The organism is Mariprofundus sp. NF (assembly GCF_013387455.1).
Classification (GTDB): Bacteria; Pseudomonadota; Zetaproteobacteria; order Mariprofundales; family Mariprofundaceae; genus Mariprofundus.
Genome location: NZ_VWNC01000003.1, coordinates 201,970 through 218,891, shown reverse-complemented (window position 1 = coordinate 218,891; position 16,922 = coordinate 201,970). Strand labels below are relative to the sequence as shown.

The 16,922-nt window shown below is 50.2% G+C and carries 13 protein-coding genes; 8 read left to right on the top strand and 5 right to left on the bottom strand.

What is annotated here, in order from left to right:
• Window positions 1-72 precede the first annotated feature (72 nt).
• On the top strand, window positions 73-1,323 hold the full coding sequence (locus F3F96_RS06305) for an OmpP1/FadL family transporter (RefSeq protein WP_176962402.1): 1,251 nt from the start codon (window positions 73-75) through the stop codon (window positions 1,321-1,323).
• Between the two features lie 121 nt (window positions 1,324-1,444).
• Window positions 1,445-3,868, top strand: coding sequence for an acyl-CoA dehydrogenase (locus tag F3F96_RS06300; RefSeq protein WP_176962401.1), 2,424 nt, complete (start codon window positions 1,445-1,447; stop codon window positions 3,866-3,868).
• Between the two features lie 21 nt (window positions 3,869-3,889).
• Here F3F96_RS06300 and F3F96_RS06295 read toward each other — a convergent pair whose 3' ends face one another.
• From F3F96_RS06295 to F3F96_RS06275, 5 genes are all read right to left on the bottom strand, one after another.
• Entirely contained in the window at window positions 3,890-4,267 is a 378-nt protein-coding gene (locus F3F96_RS06295) for a hypothetical protein (protein WP_176962400.1), read from the bottom strand.
• A 61-nt stretch (window positions 4,268-4,328) separates the two neighbouring features.
• On the bottom strand, window positions 4,329-5,066 hold the full coding sequence (locus F3F96_RS06290) for an outer membrane protein assembly factor BamD (protein ID WP_176962399.1): 738 nt from the start codon (window positions 5,064-5,066) through the stop codon (window positions 4,329-4,331).
• Between the two features lie 11 nt (window positions 5,067-5,077).
• A complete protein-coding gene (gene pgeF, locus F3F96_RS06285) occupies window positions 5,078-5,839 on the bottom strand; it encodes a peptidoglycan editing factor PgeF (protein ID WP_176962398.1) in 762 nt (253 codons plus the stop codon).
• A complete protein-coding gene (locus F3F96_RS06280) occupies window positions 5,832-6,806 on the bottom strand; it encodes an RluA family pseudouridine synthase (RefSeq protein WP_176962397.1) in 975 nt (324 codons plus the stop codon). The genes pgeF and F3F96_RS06280 overlap by 8 nt, the downstream gene beginning before the upstream one ends.
• The gene (locus F3F96_RS06275) at window positions 6,803-9,070 is read right to left on the bottom strand and encodes a ribonuclease E/G (protein WP_370465510.1); all 2,268 of its coding nucleotides are present in this window, start codon (window positions 9,068-9,070) and stop codon (window positions 6,803-6,805) included. The genes F3F96_RS06280 and F3F96_RS06275 overlap by 4 nt, the downstream gene beginning before the upstream one ends.
• 463 nt (window positions 9,071-9,533) lie before the next feature.
• Here F3F96_RS06275 and F3F96_RS06270 point away from each other — a divergent pair, with 463 nt between their 5' ends.
• From F3F96_RS06270 to F3F96_RS06245, 6 genes are all read left to right on the top strand, one after another.
• A complete protein-coding gene (locus F3F96_RS06270) occupies window positions 9,534-10,457 on the top strand; it encodes an RluA family pseudouridine synthase (RefSeq protein WP_241697685.1) in 924 nt (307 codons plus the stop codon).
• A 111-nt stretch (window positions 10,458-10,568) separates the two neighbouring features.
• On the top strand, window positions 10,569-12,869 hold the full coding sequence (locus F3F96_RS06265) for a diguanylate cyclase (protein ID WP_241697684.1): 2,301 nt from the start codon (window positions 10,569-10,571) through the stop codon (window positions 12,867-12,869).
• A 172-nt stretch (window positions 12,870-13,041) separates the two neighbouring features.
• Window positions 13,042-14,712, top strand: a complete 1,671-nt coding sequence (gene ettA, locus F3F96_RS06260; RefSeq protein ID WP_176962395.1) for an energy-dependent translational throttle protein EttA — start codon at window positions 13,042-13,044, stop codon at window positions 14,710-14,712.
• A gap of 223 nt (window positions 14,713-14,935) precedes the next feature.
• Window positions 14,936-15,922 carry a tetratricopeptide repeat protein gene (locus F3F96_RS06255; protein ID WP_176962394.1) on the top strand — a complete coding sequence of 329 codons (987 nt, stop codon included), beginning with the start codon at window positions 14,936-14,938 and terminating at the stop codon, window positions 15,920-15,922.
• A 1-nt stretch (window position 15,923) separates the two neighbouring features.
• Window positions 15,924-16,691 (top strand): hypothetical protein, encoded by a 768-nt coding sequence (locus F3F96_RS06250; RefSeq protein ID WP_176962393.1) that lies wholly within the window; start codon window positions 15,924-15,926, stop codon window positions 16,689-16,691.
• An 11-nt stretch (window positions 16,692-16,702) separates the two neighbouring features.
• Window positions 16,703-16,921 (top strand): hypothetical protein, encoded by a 219-nt coding sequence (locus F3F96_RS06245; RefSeq protein WP_176962392.1) that lies wholly within the window; start codon window positions 16,703-16,705, stop codon window positions 16,919-16,921.
• Window position 16,922: the final 1 nt, after the last annotated feature.

Below are 16,922 nucleotides of genomic sequence, written 5' to 3'. Positions count from 1 at the left end.
ACCCGTTTGCAAGTAGGGAGATTACTGTCTATGCTACTTTTGTTGCACTAATTTTTTGGAGGAGGGAGTGTTATGAAACGGTTTATCTGGTTTATAGTTCTGACATTTTGTGGATTGCAGAGCGCTCAGGCTGGCGGTTTTATGGTTGGTGAGATGGCAACCCGTTCGAGCGGTATGGGTAGCGCCTTTACTGCGGTAGCGGATGATGCTTCTGCGGCATGGCATAATCCTGCTGGTGTGGCGTTTACTAAGGGTGGAGCGATTATGGTTGGTGGCGATGTGATCCTTACAACCAACCAATATGAGCGTGCTACAACCATTAAAGCGAATGATGGAACCTTTTTCGTTCCCCATGCCTATTTCACATACTGGGATGAGGGTTCAAAACTTGGTGCGGCTTTAAGCATTAACGCTCCGTTTGGTCTTGAGACGGATTGGCCGACAACAACGCCCTTTGCCGGAAAAAACACCTTTTCCCGCATCAATATGGTGATGGTTAATCCGAGTGTTGTTTTTCAGGCTTCTGATCGACTCTCCTTTGCCGTCGGCGTGGATTACGCTTATATGAATCAAGTGGATCTAAACAACACAGCCCAGAATTTGAGCGGTAGCGGTGATGGTTGGGGTGGAAATGCCTCTATATTCTATAAGGGTGATGGTTTTAACTTCGGTGTCACCTATCGCAGCAAAATCAAAGTGGATCTTAAGGGGACTGCGCGGGCCCAGGGCGCTTTTGCAGCGTTGACGGGTGCAACCAGTTCATCGGCCACTACCTCTGTAACATTGCCGGATCAGGTAAATGTTGGTTTTGCTTTCATGCCGAATGATCAGTTGTCAATTAGTCTGGATGCCGACTGGGTGAACTGGAAAACCTATGATGCAATCAATATTCGCTATAACAGTGCCCTCTACCGTGCTCAGCTATCCGCGCTCCAGGGTGTCTTAGGGGGCCCTGTTACCGGGCAGACTGATCTGCCACAGAACTGGAAGGCAACCGTTGACCTTAGAGCGGGTGCAGAGTGGAAATATCTTCCTCACCTGAGAGCCCGTATCGGTTATGTTTTTTCGCCTACACCTATCAGGGATGCCGATTTCTCACCATCTGTACCGGGTAATGATCGGCATATCGTCTCGATCGGCCACGGTTATGATGTGAATCCGGATACAACAATTGATCTGGCTTATGCCTACGTTTATATCAAGACAAGAAACCAGACTGCATCAACTGTCGGCTCCTATCCCGGGTCACCTAATACGGTAAAAAATGGTATTTATACAGGAGATGCCCATATCATCATGGCATCACTTAGTTACCGCTATTAATTTAACGGATAAATGATCTAAGGGGGCCTGTTGGCCCCCTTTTTATTGGGTGAATGAAAGATTCACAGCTATACTATAGACAAATGCTTTGATTCCTCTCACCAAACCTCAGGAGGTTGCCATGTTGTGGATTCTGATTCTGGCCCTGTTTCTCGGAGTTCTGTTCCTATTGGCGAACACGAAACTATCTCTGCATATCTGGCTTGCCTTGTTAACCATTTCTGATTTTCTGCTCCTCGGAGCAGGTATGTATATGACAATCGGTATCATATTCTTTATTTTGATCGCGCTGGCTTTTCTCCTGTTAGGTTTTGATGAGATTCGTAAAAACCGGGTCAGCGGCCCGGTGCTGGAATATATCCGTAAAGTATTGCCGCCGATGTCACAGACCGAACGTGATGCGGTGGAGGCGGGAACCGTCTGGTGGGACGCAGAGCTTTTTCAGGGTAATCCTGATTGGGATATACTGCTGAAAACCCCCAAAGCAGAGTTAAGCAGTGAGGAGCAGGCATTTCTTGATGGGCCGGTGAATGAGCTCTGCGCCATGCTCGATGACTGGCAGATCAACCATGAGTTGCGAGACCTGCCTCCTGAGGTGTGGAGCTATATCCGGGCTAACGGTTTCTTCGCCATGATTATCCCGAAATCCTATGGCGGCCTTGAGTTTTCAGCCTATGGTCATGCCTGTGTGATTCAGAAGATCGCCAGCCGCAGTGGTGCAGCTGCGGTTACGGTGATGGTGCCCAATTCACTGGGTCCGGCCGAACTGCTTATGGCCTATGGAACCGATGCGCAGAAGGATCACTATCTGCCGCGTCTGGCCGCCGGTGTTGAGGTTCCCTGTTTCGCACTGACAGGCCCGGATGCCGGCTCCGACGCCGGTTCAATTCCCGATACAGGCATTGTCTGCAATATCGAGTTTGAAGGAGAGCAGCGATTGGGATTAAGGCTGAACTGGGAGAAGCGTTATATCACCCTCGGCCCGATTGCTACAGTGCTGGGACTGGCATTTCATGCCTATGACCCTGATCATCTGTTGGGGGATCAGGAGGATCTGGGCATTACCTGCGCGCTGGTGCCAACCGATGTTCCCGGTATCGAGATTGGTGCCCGCCATGATCCGTTGAATATCGCATTTTTAAATGGCCCGAATAGTGGCGTGGATGTCTTTATTCCTCTGGATTGGGTGATTGGTGGAGAGAAGATGATCGGTAAAGGGTGGCGTATGCTGGTGGAGCGGCTCTCCATTGGCCGTGGCATTTCACTACCTTCACTCAGTGCCGCAGCCGGTAAAATGGCCTGTGATACAACCGGGGCCTATGCCCGCCTGCGTAAGCAGTTCAGAACATCTATCGGCAATTTTGAGGGGGTGGAGGAGGCGCTGGCACGTATTGGCGGCCTGACCTATATGATGGATGCCACAGTGAGACTAACCACCTCAGCCCTTGATCAGGGGGAGAAACCGGCTGTGCTGACAGCAATCGCCAAACGTTACCTGACCGAGAGCATGCGTGTGGTGATCAATGATGCGATGGATGTACATGGTGGACGCGGTATCTGTTTGGGGCCATCCAACTATCTTGGTCGTACCTATCAGTCGATTCCGGTCGCCATTACCGTGGAGGGAGCCAATATCCTGACCCGCAGTATGATGGTGTTCGGGCAGGGGGCGATGCGTTGTCACCCTTATCTGCAGCAGGAGATAGAAGCTGCTTCGTTAGAAGACAGGGATGAGGCACTTATCCGCTTTGACAGTGCTCTGATGTCACATATTGGTTACACCATTAGCAATGCAGCCAGGGCAGTGCTCTATGGTCTTTCAGGAGGCCTGTTTGCCCCTTCTCCGGTAGCAGGGCCAACTGCCACCTACTATCGTCAGATAGCTCGCTACAGTGCCGCCATGGCCGCCATGGCAGATCTGGCACTGTTAACACTGGGAGGTGCTCTGAAACGCAAGGAGTCGATATCAGGCCGCTTTGCTGATGCCATGGCATATCTCTATCTGGCTTCAGCCGTGCTCAAACGATTTGAGGATGAGGGGCGATGCAGAGCAGATCTGCCGCTGGTGCACTGGTCATGCCAGTTTGCCCTCTACCAGGTGCAGCAGGCCCTGGATGGTATCATTCGTAACTTTCCTCTGCGCCCTGTGGCATGGAAGATGCGCGCCTGGGCTTTTCCCCTTGGAGCACACCGCAAACCACCAGCTGATCATCTGACCCATCAAGTGGCCAGCATGCTTACCGAACCCTCAGCTGCGCGTGACCGGCTCGTTGATGGTATCTATAGCTCAGAGGATAAAGATGACCTGACAGGCCGCCTGCATCACGCCATGCAACTAACCATACAAGTCGAACCGATTGAGAAGAAACTTCGCGCTGCCGGTTTTATCTATGCACCGGATATCGCTTATGCAGAGTGGATCGAAACTGTTGTGACGGCTGAGAAGATCAGCAGAGAGGAGGGTAATCTGCTACTGGCTGCAAAAGAGGCTGTGAGAAAAGCGATTATGGTTGACGATTTTCCCGGTGATTTGTGGTCGAAGTGACGGGTTTGAAAGAGAAGAGCCTTAAAGACCGCCGCTAATTCTCCAGCCATCTGCTGATTTGGTCAGATCAAGGCGTTCGCGCTGGCCAATCGCCCTCCATTCATCATCAGCTTTGACCCTGAGTATATAAGTCTGTTCACACTGGGCGTGGCTATCATCGATAAAATAGATGGTGCGATCGCTGGAACTCATCTCCATCTCATCAAATTGAAAAAACAGCGCTTCAACCCTTGCCAGTAGATCCGAGGTGGTTTGACCATTGTGGTTGTAATCATGATACAGCAGGGCACTGTAGCTGCTGATGTTGCGGCTGCTGACCGCTTGATCACGTGCATCGAGTAGTTGATGAATATCCTGTTTGTCGCCACCACAGGCGCTGAGCAGCAGTGTCATCATCACTGCTATAGTCTGGAGTGGTCGCTGTTTCAGGAAGCGCAGCACTTATATCGCTCTGATCAACTCAGAGGAAATCTTCGGCTTTGCTGCTCCAACTGCTGTTGGGATAGTTATGTCTGAGCAGTGTTGCCATCTGGCGGGCATCTTTTGCCAGCCCCATCTCAGCGTAGGAGGCGGCAAGGTAGTAGAGTGACTCTTCAATAGCCGAGGTGGTCTGGTACTCTTTAACAACCTTCTGAAAACGGTTGGCCGCAGCGACATAACGATCACGGTCAAAATAGTATTTTCCGACTTCCAGTTCATGTTCGCCAATCGTGTTGTATAACTTCTGAATGCGGGGTTTTACATCCTTGGCATATTTGCTGGCCGGGTGCTCTTTGATCAGTCGATCAAAGTTATTAATCGCATTTTTATTGTGTGTCTGATCATGCTCTTTGGTGGTTCGCTGCATGTAAAAGCTCATTGCCAGCATATACTTGGCATAATCGACATGTTTATGTTTGGGATGGCGTTCAATAAAGCTGTTGCTTAAGGTTTCAGTGAGAATGTACTCGCCACCGCGATAGGAGGAGAAGATGCGCAGCAGTTCACCTTTGGTTGCATAGCTACTGTAGGGGAAGGTTGCACTGAACTTTTCAAGATCAAAGGCTGCGGCATTGTACTGCCCCAGGTTAATCTTCTGCTTGGCGGCATCGTACTGTTTTTCCGCACCGGCTTTATCATATGCTTCGTCGGAGGCACAGCCTGATAAGATGAGCAGCATAGAGATGATCGATAGATGGCTAAAGAGGCGGATATTCATAGCTGCGGAGTTTACGGTGTAGATGGCAGCGCGACAACGCCCAGATGACGGCCGCTGCTTTTGCCATCCCTGCGGTAGGAGTAGTAGTGCTCAGAATCACATGCCGTGCAGGCAGAAAAAGTCTCAATTCTTTGCTCGTTTAAACCGCGCTGCAGTAGCTGCAGACGATTGATGGCCTGAATGTCCGCATTTGGTTCAATGCCATCACTGATACAGCTTTCAGCGCCTGCGCTGCTGCTGGCAAGCAGATCGGCGGTATCTCTGCCAATCTTAAAGCAGCATGGGCCTATACATGGGCCAAGTGATGCGATGATATTTTCTGCTGTTACACCAAGTTTGATCATCTCATCCACAGCACGGCAAACCACTCTCGCAGCAGTGCCACGCCAGCCGGCATGCACCGCAGCGATGATGCCATTTTGCGGATCTGCTAAGAGAATTGGCAGGCAATCTGCCGTGCGTACAGCAAGGGCTGTGCCCGGCTGCTGGCTGATCAGGATATCGGCTTCATGCCGGTGCATCTGACCGGGGCCACTGCAGCGGTAACTCTCACTACCATGAACCTGTATCACCTGATGTGGCAGGCTATTGAGTCCCGCGATTTTAACGAGATGGTTCAGATTGCTGTCAATATTAGCTTCAGCATCGCCAAGGCCGCTGCCGAAATTAAAGCTGCCAAATGGAGGTGGACTGAAACCACCCGTGCGTTGTGTAAAAACTGCGGTGATACCAAACTGATTGAACAGTTCAGAGCGAAGCAGCTGCTCAGCCATAGTTCTGGCGCATCGCCTTATCAAGTTTACGAAGATCATCGGGAAGTGGTGCTGTGATATGCATCGGCTCGCCGGTGATAGGGTGAGTGAAAGCGAGTAACTCGGCATGCAGTGCCTGTCTGGTCAGTGCACGGATCAGGCTACGTGTCGGTTCAGGTATATTTGAGCCGGGATTGAAGCTGCGCCCGTAAACAGGATCTCCGAGAATGGGTAGTTTTTCGTGGGTAAGATGCACACGAATCTGATGGGTTCTGCCGGTATGCAGCTGCAGACGCATCTGAGAAAAGGGGCCGTAGAGATGTTCCACAGTGGCATCGGTGATCGCCTCGCGGCCAGCCAGGACTACAGCCATCTTCTGGCGCTGCTGAGGATGTCTGCCCAGTGGCAGCTCAATGCGTTTAACGCGCCAGTTCGTTGTTCCGCGACACCATGCTACGTATTGGCGGTCCAGATCGTGGGCGGCAAACATCTCGGTGAGTCGGCGGTGCGCGATTTCTGTTTTAGCCACCAGCAGGCTGCCGGAGGTATCCTTATCCAGTCTGTGCACGATGCCGGGCCGCTCTTTACCATTGATGCCGGGCAGATCGGAGCAGTGGTGCAGCAGGGCATGCACAAGCGTACCATGATCATGGCCGTGAGAGGGGTGCACAACCATGCCCGCCGCTTTATTGATCACCAGCAGATGTTCATCCTCAAAGAGGATATCCAGAGGAATATCTTCCGCACTCAGTTCCAGCGGCTGCACAGGCGGCAGATTGATGGTGAAGCAGTCACCCTCCAGAACACGTCGTGAAGGTTGGGTGATTGCTGTTCCGGATGCATCGATGATGCATCCATCCTTAAGCAGTTGCTGGATGTGATTCCGGCTCAGTTCACTACCTGAAGCCAGAATCGCATCGACACGTTTACCATCCTGATCACGTTCTACCGTGATAATCAGTGGTTCGGGTGAGCCGGTGTTGCTCACTCGCCCTGAGACGCAGCAGCTTCAGGCTTCTTCTCCTGCTGAACTGCAGCTTGCGACTGGCTTTCCTGAGGAGCAGAAGCTTGTGGCTGGCTCTCCTGAGGGGCAGCAGTGTCAGGGCTCTTCACCTTAGCCGATCTCCTTGTTCGGGCCGGTTTCTGGTCATCATTCTGAGTGGCAGGTGCTGCACTACTCTCACCACCACCATTCTGGTTGTTCTCCTGGCTCTGCACTGGAGCGCCATCTCTGTTGCCGGAAGGGCGACGGCGACGGCGTCTGCGCCTGCGTGGTTTAGCCTCAGAGGTTTCACCATTGTCACCAGCCTCAGCCTGAACAGTTTCAGTTTGGGCAGTTTCAGATTTCTCCACCTTAGGCTTGGGCTTACGTTTGCGTTTAGGCCTCTGCGTTTCACTGCGTGGCTGATCGCTGTGAACTGCAGCGCTATCTTCAGCTGCTTTTGCCGCACTGTTGCCGGCAGGGCGACGGCGACTTCTGTTGCCACTGCCACTGCTACGGCGTTTGCGACTGTTGGCAGCCGCCTCCTTCTTCAGGCGAAGCTCTTCTTCTGCTGCCTCTTTCTGCAGCCTCTCTTTACGACTGGCACCGGTGAGCATGTTGATCAACGTTTTCAGAGGACCATCTTTCTTCACTTCAGGTTCAGGCGGCGGAGGCGTTGGAATGCCTACAACCGGTTTCACAGGTTTAAGCTTGCGACCTGAGCGTGGCGGTTTGATCTTTTTGCTGGTGTCTTCAAGCACTTCAACACGCTGCTGATTATTTTCGCTCCACTGGCGCTCAATGCGGTAGTGAGGGATATCGAGATCAGGCCTGATCTGCAGGGTGATCTGAACTTCATTGACCTCTTCGATGCGGGCGATGTTGGCGCGTTTGTTGTTCATCAGGTACTCGCCGGTATCCGATGGTACCTGCACGATCAGGGTCGGTTTCTTACCTGCCTCTGCCCAATCTTCCATACGTGTGAGCATCTGCAGCGCCATCGATTCAACCGTGCGGATAGAACCGCGACCCTGACAGCGAGGGCAGGGTTCTGTGGTGGATTCGCGTACCGATGGATGCAAACGCTGACGACTCATCTCAAGGAGACCGAAACGGGAGATGCGGGCAAACTGGATGCGTGCTTTATCGGTTTTACACGCCTTGCGCAGTAGCTCTTCAACCTGTTGGCCATGTTTGCGACTGGCCATATCGATAAAGTCGATCACGATCAGGCCGCCGATATCACGGATACGCAGCTGGCGGGCGATCTCTTCAGCCGCCTCCAGATTGATGGCCAGAGCGGTATCATCGATATGTTTGCCTTTGGTGGCACGTGAGGAGTTGATATCGATTGAGGTCAACGCTTCGGTCGGATCAAGTACAATCGAGCCGCCGGATGGCAGACGGATTTCACGCTCATGAATCTCTTCACATTGCGATTCGATGCTGTAGTTGCGGAACAGTGGTACTTTGCCGCGATAGAGTTTAACCAGCTTCTCTTTACCCGGTAGCACAGCGTGTACAAACGCCTTGGTGTGGGTGTAGACCTCATGATTATCAACCCAGATCTCCTGTACATCATCGGAGAAGTGGTCACGAATTGCGCGCGTTGCCAGATCACCCTCAAGGTAGATCAGGGCAGGGGATGGGGTGGTTTCACTCTTGATGCGAATCTCATCCCAGAGGCGGCGCAGGTAGCTGTAGTCACGCTGTAGCGCTTCAAGGTTCTGATCTTTACCGGCAGTGCGGATGATCAGTCCCATGTTATCCGGCACTTCCAGTTGCGAGAGAATCTCTTTCATCGAGCGACGCTCTTCATCTGAGAGCTTGCGTGAAATACCGCCACGTGTGGTGTTGGGGCTTAAAACCAGATAGCGACCGGCCAGAGAGATCTGGGTAGTCAGTGCGGCGCCTTTATTGCCACGCTCCTCTTTTACAACCTGAACCAGAATCTCCTGTTTCGGTTGCAGGATATCCTGAATCGAGAGGTTGCGAGGGTTGGCCGATTTATCGACACCATCTTTCCAGTAGTCGGGGTGAATCTCATTAAGAGAGAGGAAACCCTGTCGATTGGAGCCGTATTCGACAAAGGCAGCCTGCAGGCTCGCCTCGACTTTGGTGATTTTACCCTTGTAGATATTACTTTTGGTCAGGGCTTTGCTGGCACATTCGATATCCAGTTCGTGCAGGTAGCCGTCCTCAACAATGGCAACACGACTCTCTTCGTCGTGGTTTGCATTGATGAGCATGAGTTTTTTTGGTGCAGTCACGCCATCATCCTTTTGGCGTTTGAGAGACCTCTGAATTACAGATCGGTGGCAGACCGGTTGCATAGAACAGCTCTGCCAAAAGGCCGAATAGTCACACTGCCTAAGATAGAAAAATCCCATACAGTTATTGATAATTATGGACTATTCAGTCACATCTATGTTCGCTTCCAGCCGCGCTAATTCGGGTTGGTAAGCTTAAAGTCTTTCAAACACTTTCTTTTATTTATGCAGGCTCAACGTTGGCAAACGATCACATGACATCGATACGCTCAGAACAATACCGGAAAAAAAAGTAACCCTGCCATCTACTTATGTCGGAGGCTGGGATTCCCGAGTACAAATCACTACTATTGCCTGTGCGTTGGTGATTATCGTGTGATGCAGGATAACACGGAGCTCGCTGCATACCGATGCGACTCTATAGCCCAAAGGCGGTTTGGCAACAAAAATGCACGAAAACGGCATGTTAACAATAGACCAGAATGAAGATGGAAGTCGCCTTGATCGGGTACTCATTCGCCACCTCGGACCGGGCCAGCGCTCACTGATTTTGCGATTGATTCGCAAGGGCAATGTGCGTGTAAACAAAAAAAGGGTGAAACCCGAATCCCGCGTAAGTTGTGGTGATCTCATCTTTTTGCCGGTCAGTCTGCGCGAACCCGAACCTCAGGATGAGACGCAAATACCGACATCGTTGCTCAGAAAAGTGGAGCAGTTGCCGATCCTTTTCGAGGATGAGTGGCTGCTGGTCGTGAACAAACCGGCAGGTTTAGTGGTGCACGGCGGTTCCGGTCACGATGCAGGGCTGATCGAAGCGCTCAAAGAACAGCGAGGACTGGTTGATCTCAGGCTTGCCCACCGTCTTGATCGTGACACCTCCGGTGTCTTGCTGATGGCCAAGAATCTGGAGGCACTGCGCAAACTCACCGAGTCATTTCGCGAACGCGATATGCAGAAAACCTACTTTGCCCTGATTGCCGGTTTCCCTTTCGCCCATGCCGGGCGCATGAGTTCAAAACTCGCCAAAGGCATCGTGCGCGGTGGTGAGCGCATGGTGATTGATTCAGAAGAGGGCAAAGAGTCGGTCACCGATTATCAGGTGATGAAGCACTTTCATCGCGGTGGATTGGACTACGCTATGGTAGCACTCAACCCCCATAGTGGCCGCACCCATCAGCTACGTGTGCAGCTACAGAATGAGGGGCACGCCATTCTTGGTGATGGCAAATATGCCGAAAAGGATGAACTCACCGCCTACAAATCCCTCGGCGGCCGTGGCCTCATGCTGCACGCCTGGCGCCTGCGTTTTGATCATCCGATTACAGGTAAGTCTCTTGAGTTCAAAGCTGACTGGCCGGAGAATTGGAAGCAACTCATCCAAAAATAAACTATACTGTTATCAGAAGACTTCTTTCGTCATTGTAAGACTTCATTCAGTGAACCCTCTACCGATAGAAGTATGATGATTTCAGTAAACAGAAAATAGGGCGGCGGTTTCATGATGAATTTTCTACGCATCCAAAAGAATATCGTTTGCGCGACATGCTTACTGATCATGTTTATTTTTTTCTCTCCGATGATTGGGTCAGCACTGCCTCTGGAAAAAGTTTCATTACAGCTTGAGTGGAAGTATCAGTTCGAATATGCCGGTTTTATTATGGCCAGAGAAAAAGGGTTCTATAGTGATGTTGGTCTTGATGTGGAACTGCGCGAATACGAGACAGGTGATGATCCGGTTGAGAATGTGCTTTCACAAAAAGCCAATTATGGCATTCATAATTCTAGTGTTGTCATCAATAATGGAAAACTTGAACCCATTATCCTGTTGGCGACATATTTTCAGCAGTCACCCCTTGTTATTGTTGCATCCAAAGAGATTGATTCTCCCAATGATCTTATCGGCAAGACAATCATGGGTACCAGCAATGAATTAAAATATAGCTCATTGGCTTTGATGCTGAATCATTTTTTTGTAAATAGAAAAAACACGGTATTCAAAGATCATACCTTTGATATGAATGATTTCATTCAGCATAAGGTCGATGCAGTGACTGTATTCAGGACAAATCAACTTTATGAACTGAATCGGCAACATATCGAGTACAACATCATTGACCCTGCTGACTATGGTTTCGTGATGAGTGCAGTCAATGTGTTCACCTCATACTCTGAAGCATTAAATCACCCGGATAGAACGCAGAAATTTATTGATGCTTCCAACCGAGGTTGGAATTATGCCCTTTCCCATCCCGATGAAACTATTTCAGTTATTTTCGATAAATACTCAAAACGAAAAAGTTTAGAGGCTCTGCAATTTGAAGCCAAAGTTACCAGAGAGATGATGCTTCTGGATTTTTTTGAAATTGGAGCAACCAATAAAGATTTGAGCTTACGGGCGGTGGATCAACTCCAGTATAGTGGATTGTTACAACAGGATCAGGAGCTGGGTGATTTTATGTTTGAGGAAGCTCTTCGTAAATTTGGCCTTGGTGTAAAGTTCACGGACAAGCAGAAGCTATACCTGCAAGAAAAGAAGGAGATCACCATGTGTGTTGATCCTGATTGGATGCCATTTGAGAGTATCCACGACGGAAAGCATATTGGAATTGCTGCGGATGTCTTTGCCACTTTTGAGAAACATCTTCCTGTTCCTGTCCGTTTGGTTGAAACGCAGAGCTGGCAAGAATCGATCGCCAAAGCAGAAAAACGTGAATGTGATATTTTTTCTCTGGCCTCATCGACACCCGAGCGTGAAAAATTCATGGATTTCACATCGGCATATATTGACCTTCCCATCGTCATGGCCACAAAAACAGATACATTTTTTATCAGTAATATCGATGAAGTGAAGGATAAGAAACTTGGAATTGTTAAAGGTTATGCGATCGCTGAAACACTTAGGGCTAAATTTGATAGCATTAACATTATTGATGTTGATTCGATTTCAGATGGCCTGAGGCGCGTTGAAAGTGGTGAGCTGTTTGGATATATCGATAATTTAATGGTTATAGCCAATTCAATACAGAAAGATTTTACCGGTGTTCTTAAGGTCTCTTCACGCCTTGATGAAGGCGTGAAGCTGGCTATCGGAACCCGCAGTGATCAGCCGCAGCTTCGAGATGTTTTTGAGGTTTTGGTGAGTAATATCAGTGAGGTGGAGTTGCAAGCCATCTTCAATAAATGGGTATCTATTAAGCAAGAAGTAGCTTTTGATTATAGTCTTCTTTGGAAGATCTTGGCGGTGTTGTTTGTTTTGACCGTTGCCTTCTTTTATCACTACTCAAAATTAAGAATGTTAAATTCAGAGCTTGAGACTTTATCTGTGACGGATAAATTGACAGGTCTCTATAATCGAGTGAAAACGGATGAAATGTTACTGCTGAATAAGGCGAGTCTGGATCGCTATGGCGTTGAATCGTCCATTATTCTTATGGATATAGATCTGTTTAAAACCATCAATGATACCTATGGACATATGGTGGGTGATTCGGTGTTGGTCGAACTGGCCCATGTTATTAAACAAAACGTCAGAATTACCGATTGTGTAGGAAGATGGGGAGGGGAGGAGTTCCTGATTGTTTGTCCAAATACAGGTATCACCGCTGCTAAAAGTCTTGCTGATAAAGTGCTCCAAAAAGTTAGAAACCATTCGTTTCCTATTGTTGGAAAGATCACCCTTAGCGCAGGTGTAGGGGCTTTTTCTAAAGAGGAATCCTTGCAGAGCACATTAAGAAATGTTGATAAATCGCTTTATAACTCGAAGGAAAACGGTCGAGATCAACTTCAATCCGTAGAATGAATATCTGTTTCTCCGCAAATCGGGGGCAGTGTATTAATTAAAATCGATTGCGAGCTATAGGCAATTATACTGCCTTGGGTATTTGCATTTTTTCTCAATTTGATACGCCAGCTTGAATCGTTTGGCTTTAGTCATATCCTGCGCAGACACATTTTTATCCGGAGATTTAATAATGGCTGATTATCAGTATATCTATTCCATGCAGGGCGTTGGCAAGGTTGTTGCCAATAAGAAGGAGATTCTTAAAGACATCTACCTCTCTTTTCTGCCCGGTGCCAAGATCGGCGTATTGGGTCTTAACGGTTCCGGTAAATCGACACTGCTGAAGATTATGGCGGGGCTCGATACCGAGATTCTCGGTGAAGCGCGTCCGGCTCCGGGTATTCGTATCGGTTACCTCTCGCAGGAACCTGAGCTTGATGAGACTAAAGATGTGCGTGGTAATGTTGAGGAGGCGGTGCAGCCGATGAAGGATGCACTGGCCGAGCTTGATGCAGTCTATGCGGCTTATGCCGATCCCGATGCTGATTTTGATGCTATTGCTGCCAAGCAGGCCAAACTTGAGGCCTTTATTGAATCAGGTGACGGCCATAACCTTGATCGTAAACTTGATGTCGCTGCAGATGCGCTGCGTCTGCCTGAGTGGGATGCGGATGTAACCAAACTCTCCGGTGGTGAGCGTCGCCGCGTTGCCCTGTGTAAACTGCTGCTCTCCAACCCCGATATGCTGCTGCTCGATGAGCCGACCAACCATCTCGATGCTGAGTCGGTGGCCTGGCTGGAGCGATTCCTGCACGACTATCCGGGTACCGTTGTAGCGGTAACCCATGACCGATACTTCCTTGATAATGTGGCGGGCTGGATTCTCGAGCTTGATCGTGGTCGCGGCATTCCGTTTGAGGGTAACTACTCAGGCTGGCTGGAGCAGAAAGAGAAACGTCTGGCGGTAGAGGAGAAGCAGGAGTCATCACGTCAGAAAGCGATGAAACAGGAGCTGGAGTGGGTACGTGCCGGCACCAAAGGGCGTCATGCCAAATCCAAAGCGCGTCTGAAAGCCTTTGATGATCTCTCCAGTCGCGAGACACAGGAGCGCAACGCCACCAAACAGATCTTTATTCCATCCGGTGAGCGTCTGGGTGATATCGTATTCCAGGCTAAAAATGTCAGTAAAGGATTCGGTGACCGGTTGCTGGTTGAGAATCTGAACTTTGATCTGCCACGCGGTGGAATCGTCGGCATTATCGGTGCCAATGGTGCCGGTAAAACAACCCTGTTTCGCATGCTCACTGGTCAGGAGAAACCTGACTCCGGTGAACTGATTGTCGGAGAAACGGTTAAAGCCTCTTATGTGGATCAGTCGCGTGATGCACTGGATGACGACAAAACCGTATGGGAAGAGATCTCTGGCGGAACTGATTCGATGTATCTGGGCAAGGTAGAGGTGCCGAGCCGTGCTTATTGTGGTCGTTTTAACTTTAAGGGTGGTGATCAGCAGAAGAAGATCGGCCTGCTCTCCGGTGGTGAGCGTAACCGTGTGCATCTGGCCAAGATGCTTAAAGAGGGTGGCAATGTATTGATGCTCGATGAGCCGACCAATGATCTCGATGTTGAAACGCTGCGTGCGCTGGAAGAGGCGCTGCTCGATTTCGCAGGCTGTGCGATTGTCATCTCACATGACCGCTGGTTTCTGGACCGTATCGCTACCCATATGCTCGCCTTTGAAGATGAGGGGCATGTGGAGTGGTTTGAGGGTAACTTCGAAGAGTATGAGGCAGATAAGAAGAAGCGCCTTGGTGAAGATGCCACGCAGCCACACCGTATGAAATACAAGAAGCTGGTGTAAAGGCTTGCACCGCAGAGTACGCAAAGGAACGCAAAGTAAATCCAGGGATTGGCAATAAGAAGAGCGCGAAATAGTAGCTGTAGGGGAATGCTGAATAGAAGGTTGTCTGCTTTTCCCCGATTTTCTTTGTCTCTTTGGCTGTCGTACAGGATGTACAAATGCCGTGAGCGCACGGATGCGCAGGAGAGGCCTTTGTGGTGAAGATGTTAATGAGGGAGTTGATATGAGAAGAAAACCGCTGTTTATCGTGTTGGCTGTGATGGCGCTTGCTGTCGTGGCAGCGGTGAAAATCGGTTTTTTTGATGCACTGCTGGTCAGCTCTTCATTTCAAGCCAGCAAAGAGCGGGCAGAGCAGGGTGATGCCAAAGCACAGCTTGAACTGGGCAGACGCTATTACCATGGTGCAGGCATTGAGAAAGATGGTGATCAGGCCCTGGTCTGGTTTCTCAAAAGTGCAGAGCAGTATAATCCCGAAGCGATGCGACTGGCAGGTCTGATGTATAACAACGGCCAGGCTGCAGTTCAGGATCCCAAACTGGCGCTGCGCTGGTTAGAGGCTGCTTATGATGCTTCCGATAATATGGCCGCCTATTTTATCGGGCAGATGTACCAGCAGGGTGAAGGTGTGGAGAAAAACTTAAACACCGCTTATAGCTGGTACCAGAAGGGTGCTGATCGGGCAGATTCATGGTCGCAATGGGCACTGGGTAACCTTAATCAATCCGGTTTTGACGGGCATCCGGTTGATCTGAATAGTGCTGTTAAATGGTATCGGCTCTCAGCCAAACTGGGCAATGAACTCGGTCAGCATGAGATGGGGCGGATGTATAACCACGGCATCGGTGTTGAACAGGATTTGGGCAAGGCGGAGATGTGGTATCGCCGTGCATCTGAGCAGGGCTACTGGCTCGCCAGCAATAATCTGGCATGGCTGCTGGCAACCGCTAAAGGCAGTGGTGTGCGCAATGGTAAAGCTGCCCTGAAGGTGATCGAAGGTATTGATCTGGCAGAGCTGGATGATCTGAACAGGGCGATGGTATTAGATACCTTTGCCGCCGCCTATGCCGAGATGGGGCGTTTTGTGGATGCTGTCATGGCGCAGGAGAAGGTGATTGCCCTGCAGCAGCAGATAAAAGTAGAGCCGACGTTGATCAGCGAGAGTGAAGCCCGGCTGCACGCGTATCAACAGAAACAGGCCTGGAGAGAGTGAGATGGACAAAGCTGTAGTTGTTATTGGTATTGGTGAGATCGGATCGGTATTTGCGCGTGGATTTATGAAGCTTGGTTATCCGGTGGTGCCGGTGACGCGTGAGATGGATATGGCGCTTGTAGCGGCTGATGTGGCTGAGCCTGAGCTGGTTGTTGTGGCTGTGGCCGAGAAGGATCTGCATGCAACCCTGCAGAACCTGCCGGATGTTTGGCGCAGCAGGGTAGTGCTGCTGCAGAATGAGCTTTTGCCGCGTGATTGGTTGCAGCATGAACTGAATAACCCGACCGTGATCTCTGTCTGGTTTGAGAAGAAGAAGGGTATGGACTCCAAGGTGGTGATTGCATCACCTGCTTGTGGCCAGTTTGCCGGATTGCTCAAAGAGGCGCTGGGCACTCTCGATATCCCTGTTGCCGTAGTGAAGGATGAGGCGGCGCTGCTGTTCGAGCTGGTGCTGAAAAACCTCTACATCCTGACCACCAATATCGCCGGTCTTGAGGCTGGAGGCAACGTGCGTGAGCTGTGGCTGAACCACAATGATCTGGCCTGCTCGGTGGCCGGAGATGTGCTCGATATTCAGGAGTATCTGACAGGCGAGGAGCTCAATCGTATGGCTCTGATAGAGGGGATGCTCAAAGCCTTTGATGGTGACCCTGAACATGGCTGTATGGGACGCTCGGCACCGGCAAGGCTTGAACGGGCACTGGCTATAGCAGATCAGGCCAGTCTGGAAGTTCCGACCCTGCGCAGGGTTAAAAAAGCTCAGGCATGACAGGAGGGGCTATGAAAAAGTATCTGATCGGCAAACCGATGCGTTTCTTCTTTCTGATTGCCGGCTCCATCCTCTGGGCTGGCATCTGGCTCACCGGTTTTGCTACGGTGCACTGGCTGCTCTATATCCCGGCGCTGTTCTTTATCTTTGCATCGCTGACCGGCATCTGTCCGGGTCTGATTATCTCAAATATGCTGTTTGCTGTTCGCAACGAGCAGAGTGGTAAATAAA

Bases quoted from the DNA above. Each gene is read 5' to 3' on its own strand.
- F3F96_RS06305 (WP_176962402.1), top strand. From the start codon at position 73: ATGAAACGGTTTATCTGGTTTATAGTTCTGACATTTTGTGGATTGCAG.
- F3F96_RS06300 (WP_176962401.1), top strand. From the start codon at position 1,445: ATGTTGTGGATTCTGATTCTGGCCCTGTTTCTCGGAGTTCTGTTCCTA.
- F3F96_RS06290 (WP_176962399.1), bottom strand. From the start codon at position 5,066: ATGAATATCCGCCTCTTTAGCCATCTATCGATCATCTCTATGCTGCTC.
- pgeF (WP_176962398.1), bottom strand. From the start codon at position 5,839: ATGGCTGAGCAGCTGCTTCGCTCTGAACTGTTCAATCAGTTTGGTATC.
- F3F96_RS06270 (WP_241697685.1), top strand. From the start codon at position 9,534: ATGTTAACAATAGACCAGAATGAAGATGGAAGTCGCCTTGATCGGGTA.
- F3F96_RS06265 (WP_241697684.1), top strand. From the start codon at position 10,569: ATGATGAATTTTCTACGCATCCAAAAGAATATCGTTTGCGCGACATGC.
- ettA (WP_176962395.1), top strand. From the start codon at position 13,042: ATGGCTGATTATCAGTATATCTATTCCATGCAGGGCGTTGGCAAGGTT.
- F3F96_RS06255 (WP_176962394.1), top strand. From the start codon at position 14,936: ATGAGAAGAAAACCGCTGTTTATCGTGTTGGCTGTGATGGCGCTTGCT.
- F3F96_RS06250 (WP_176962393.1), top strand. From the start codon at position 15,924: ATGGACAAAGCTGTAGTTGTTATTGGTATTGGTGAGATCGGATCGGTA.
- F3F96_RS06245 (WP_176962392.1), top strand. From the start codon at position 16,703: ATGAAAAAGTATCTGATCGGCAAACCGATGCGTTTCTTCTTTCTGATT.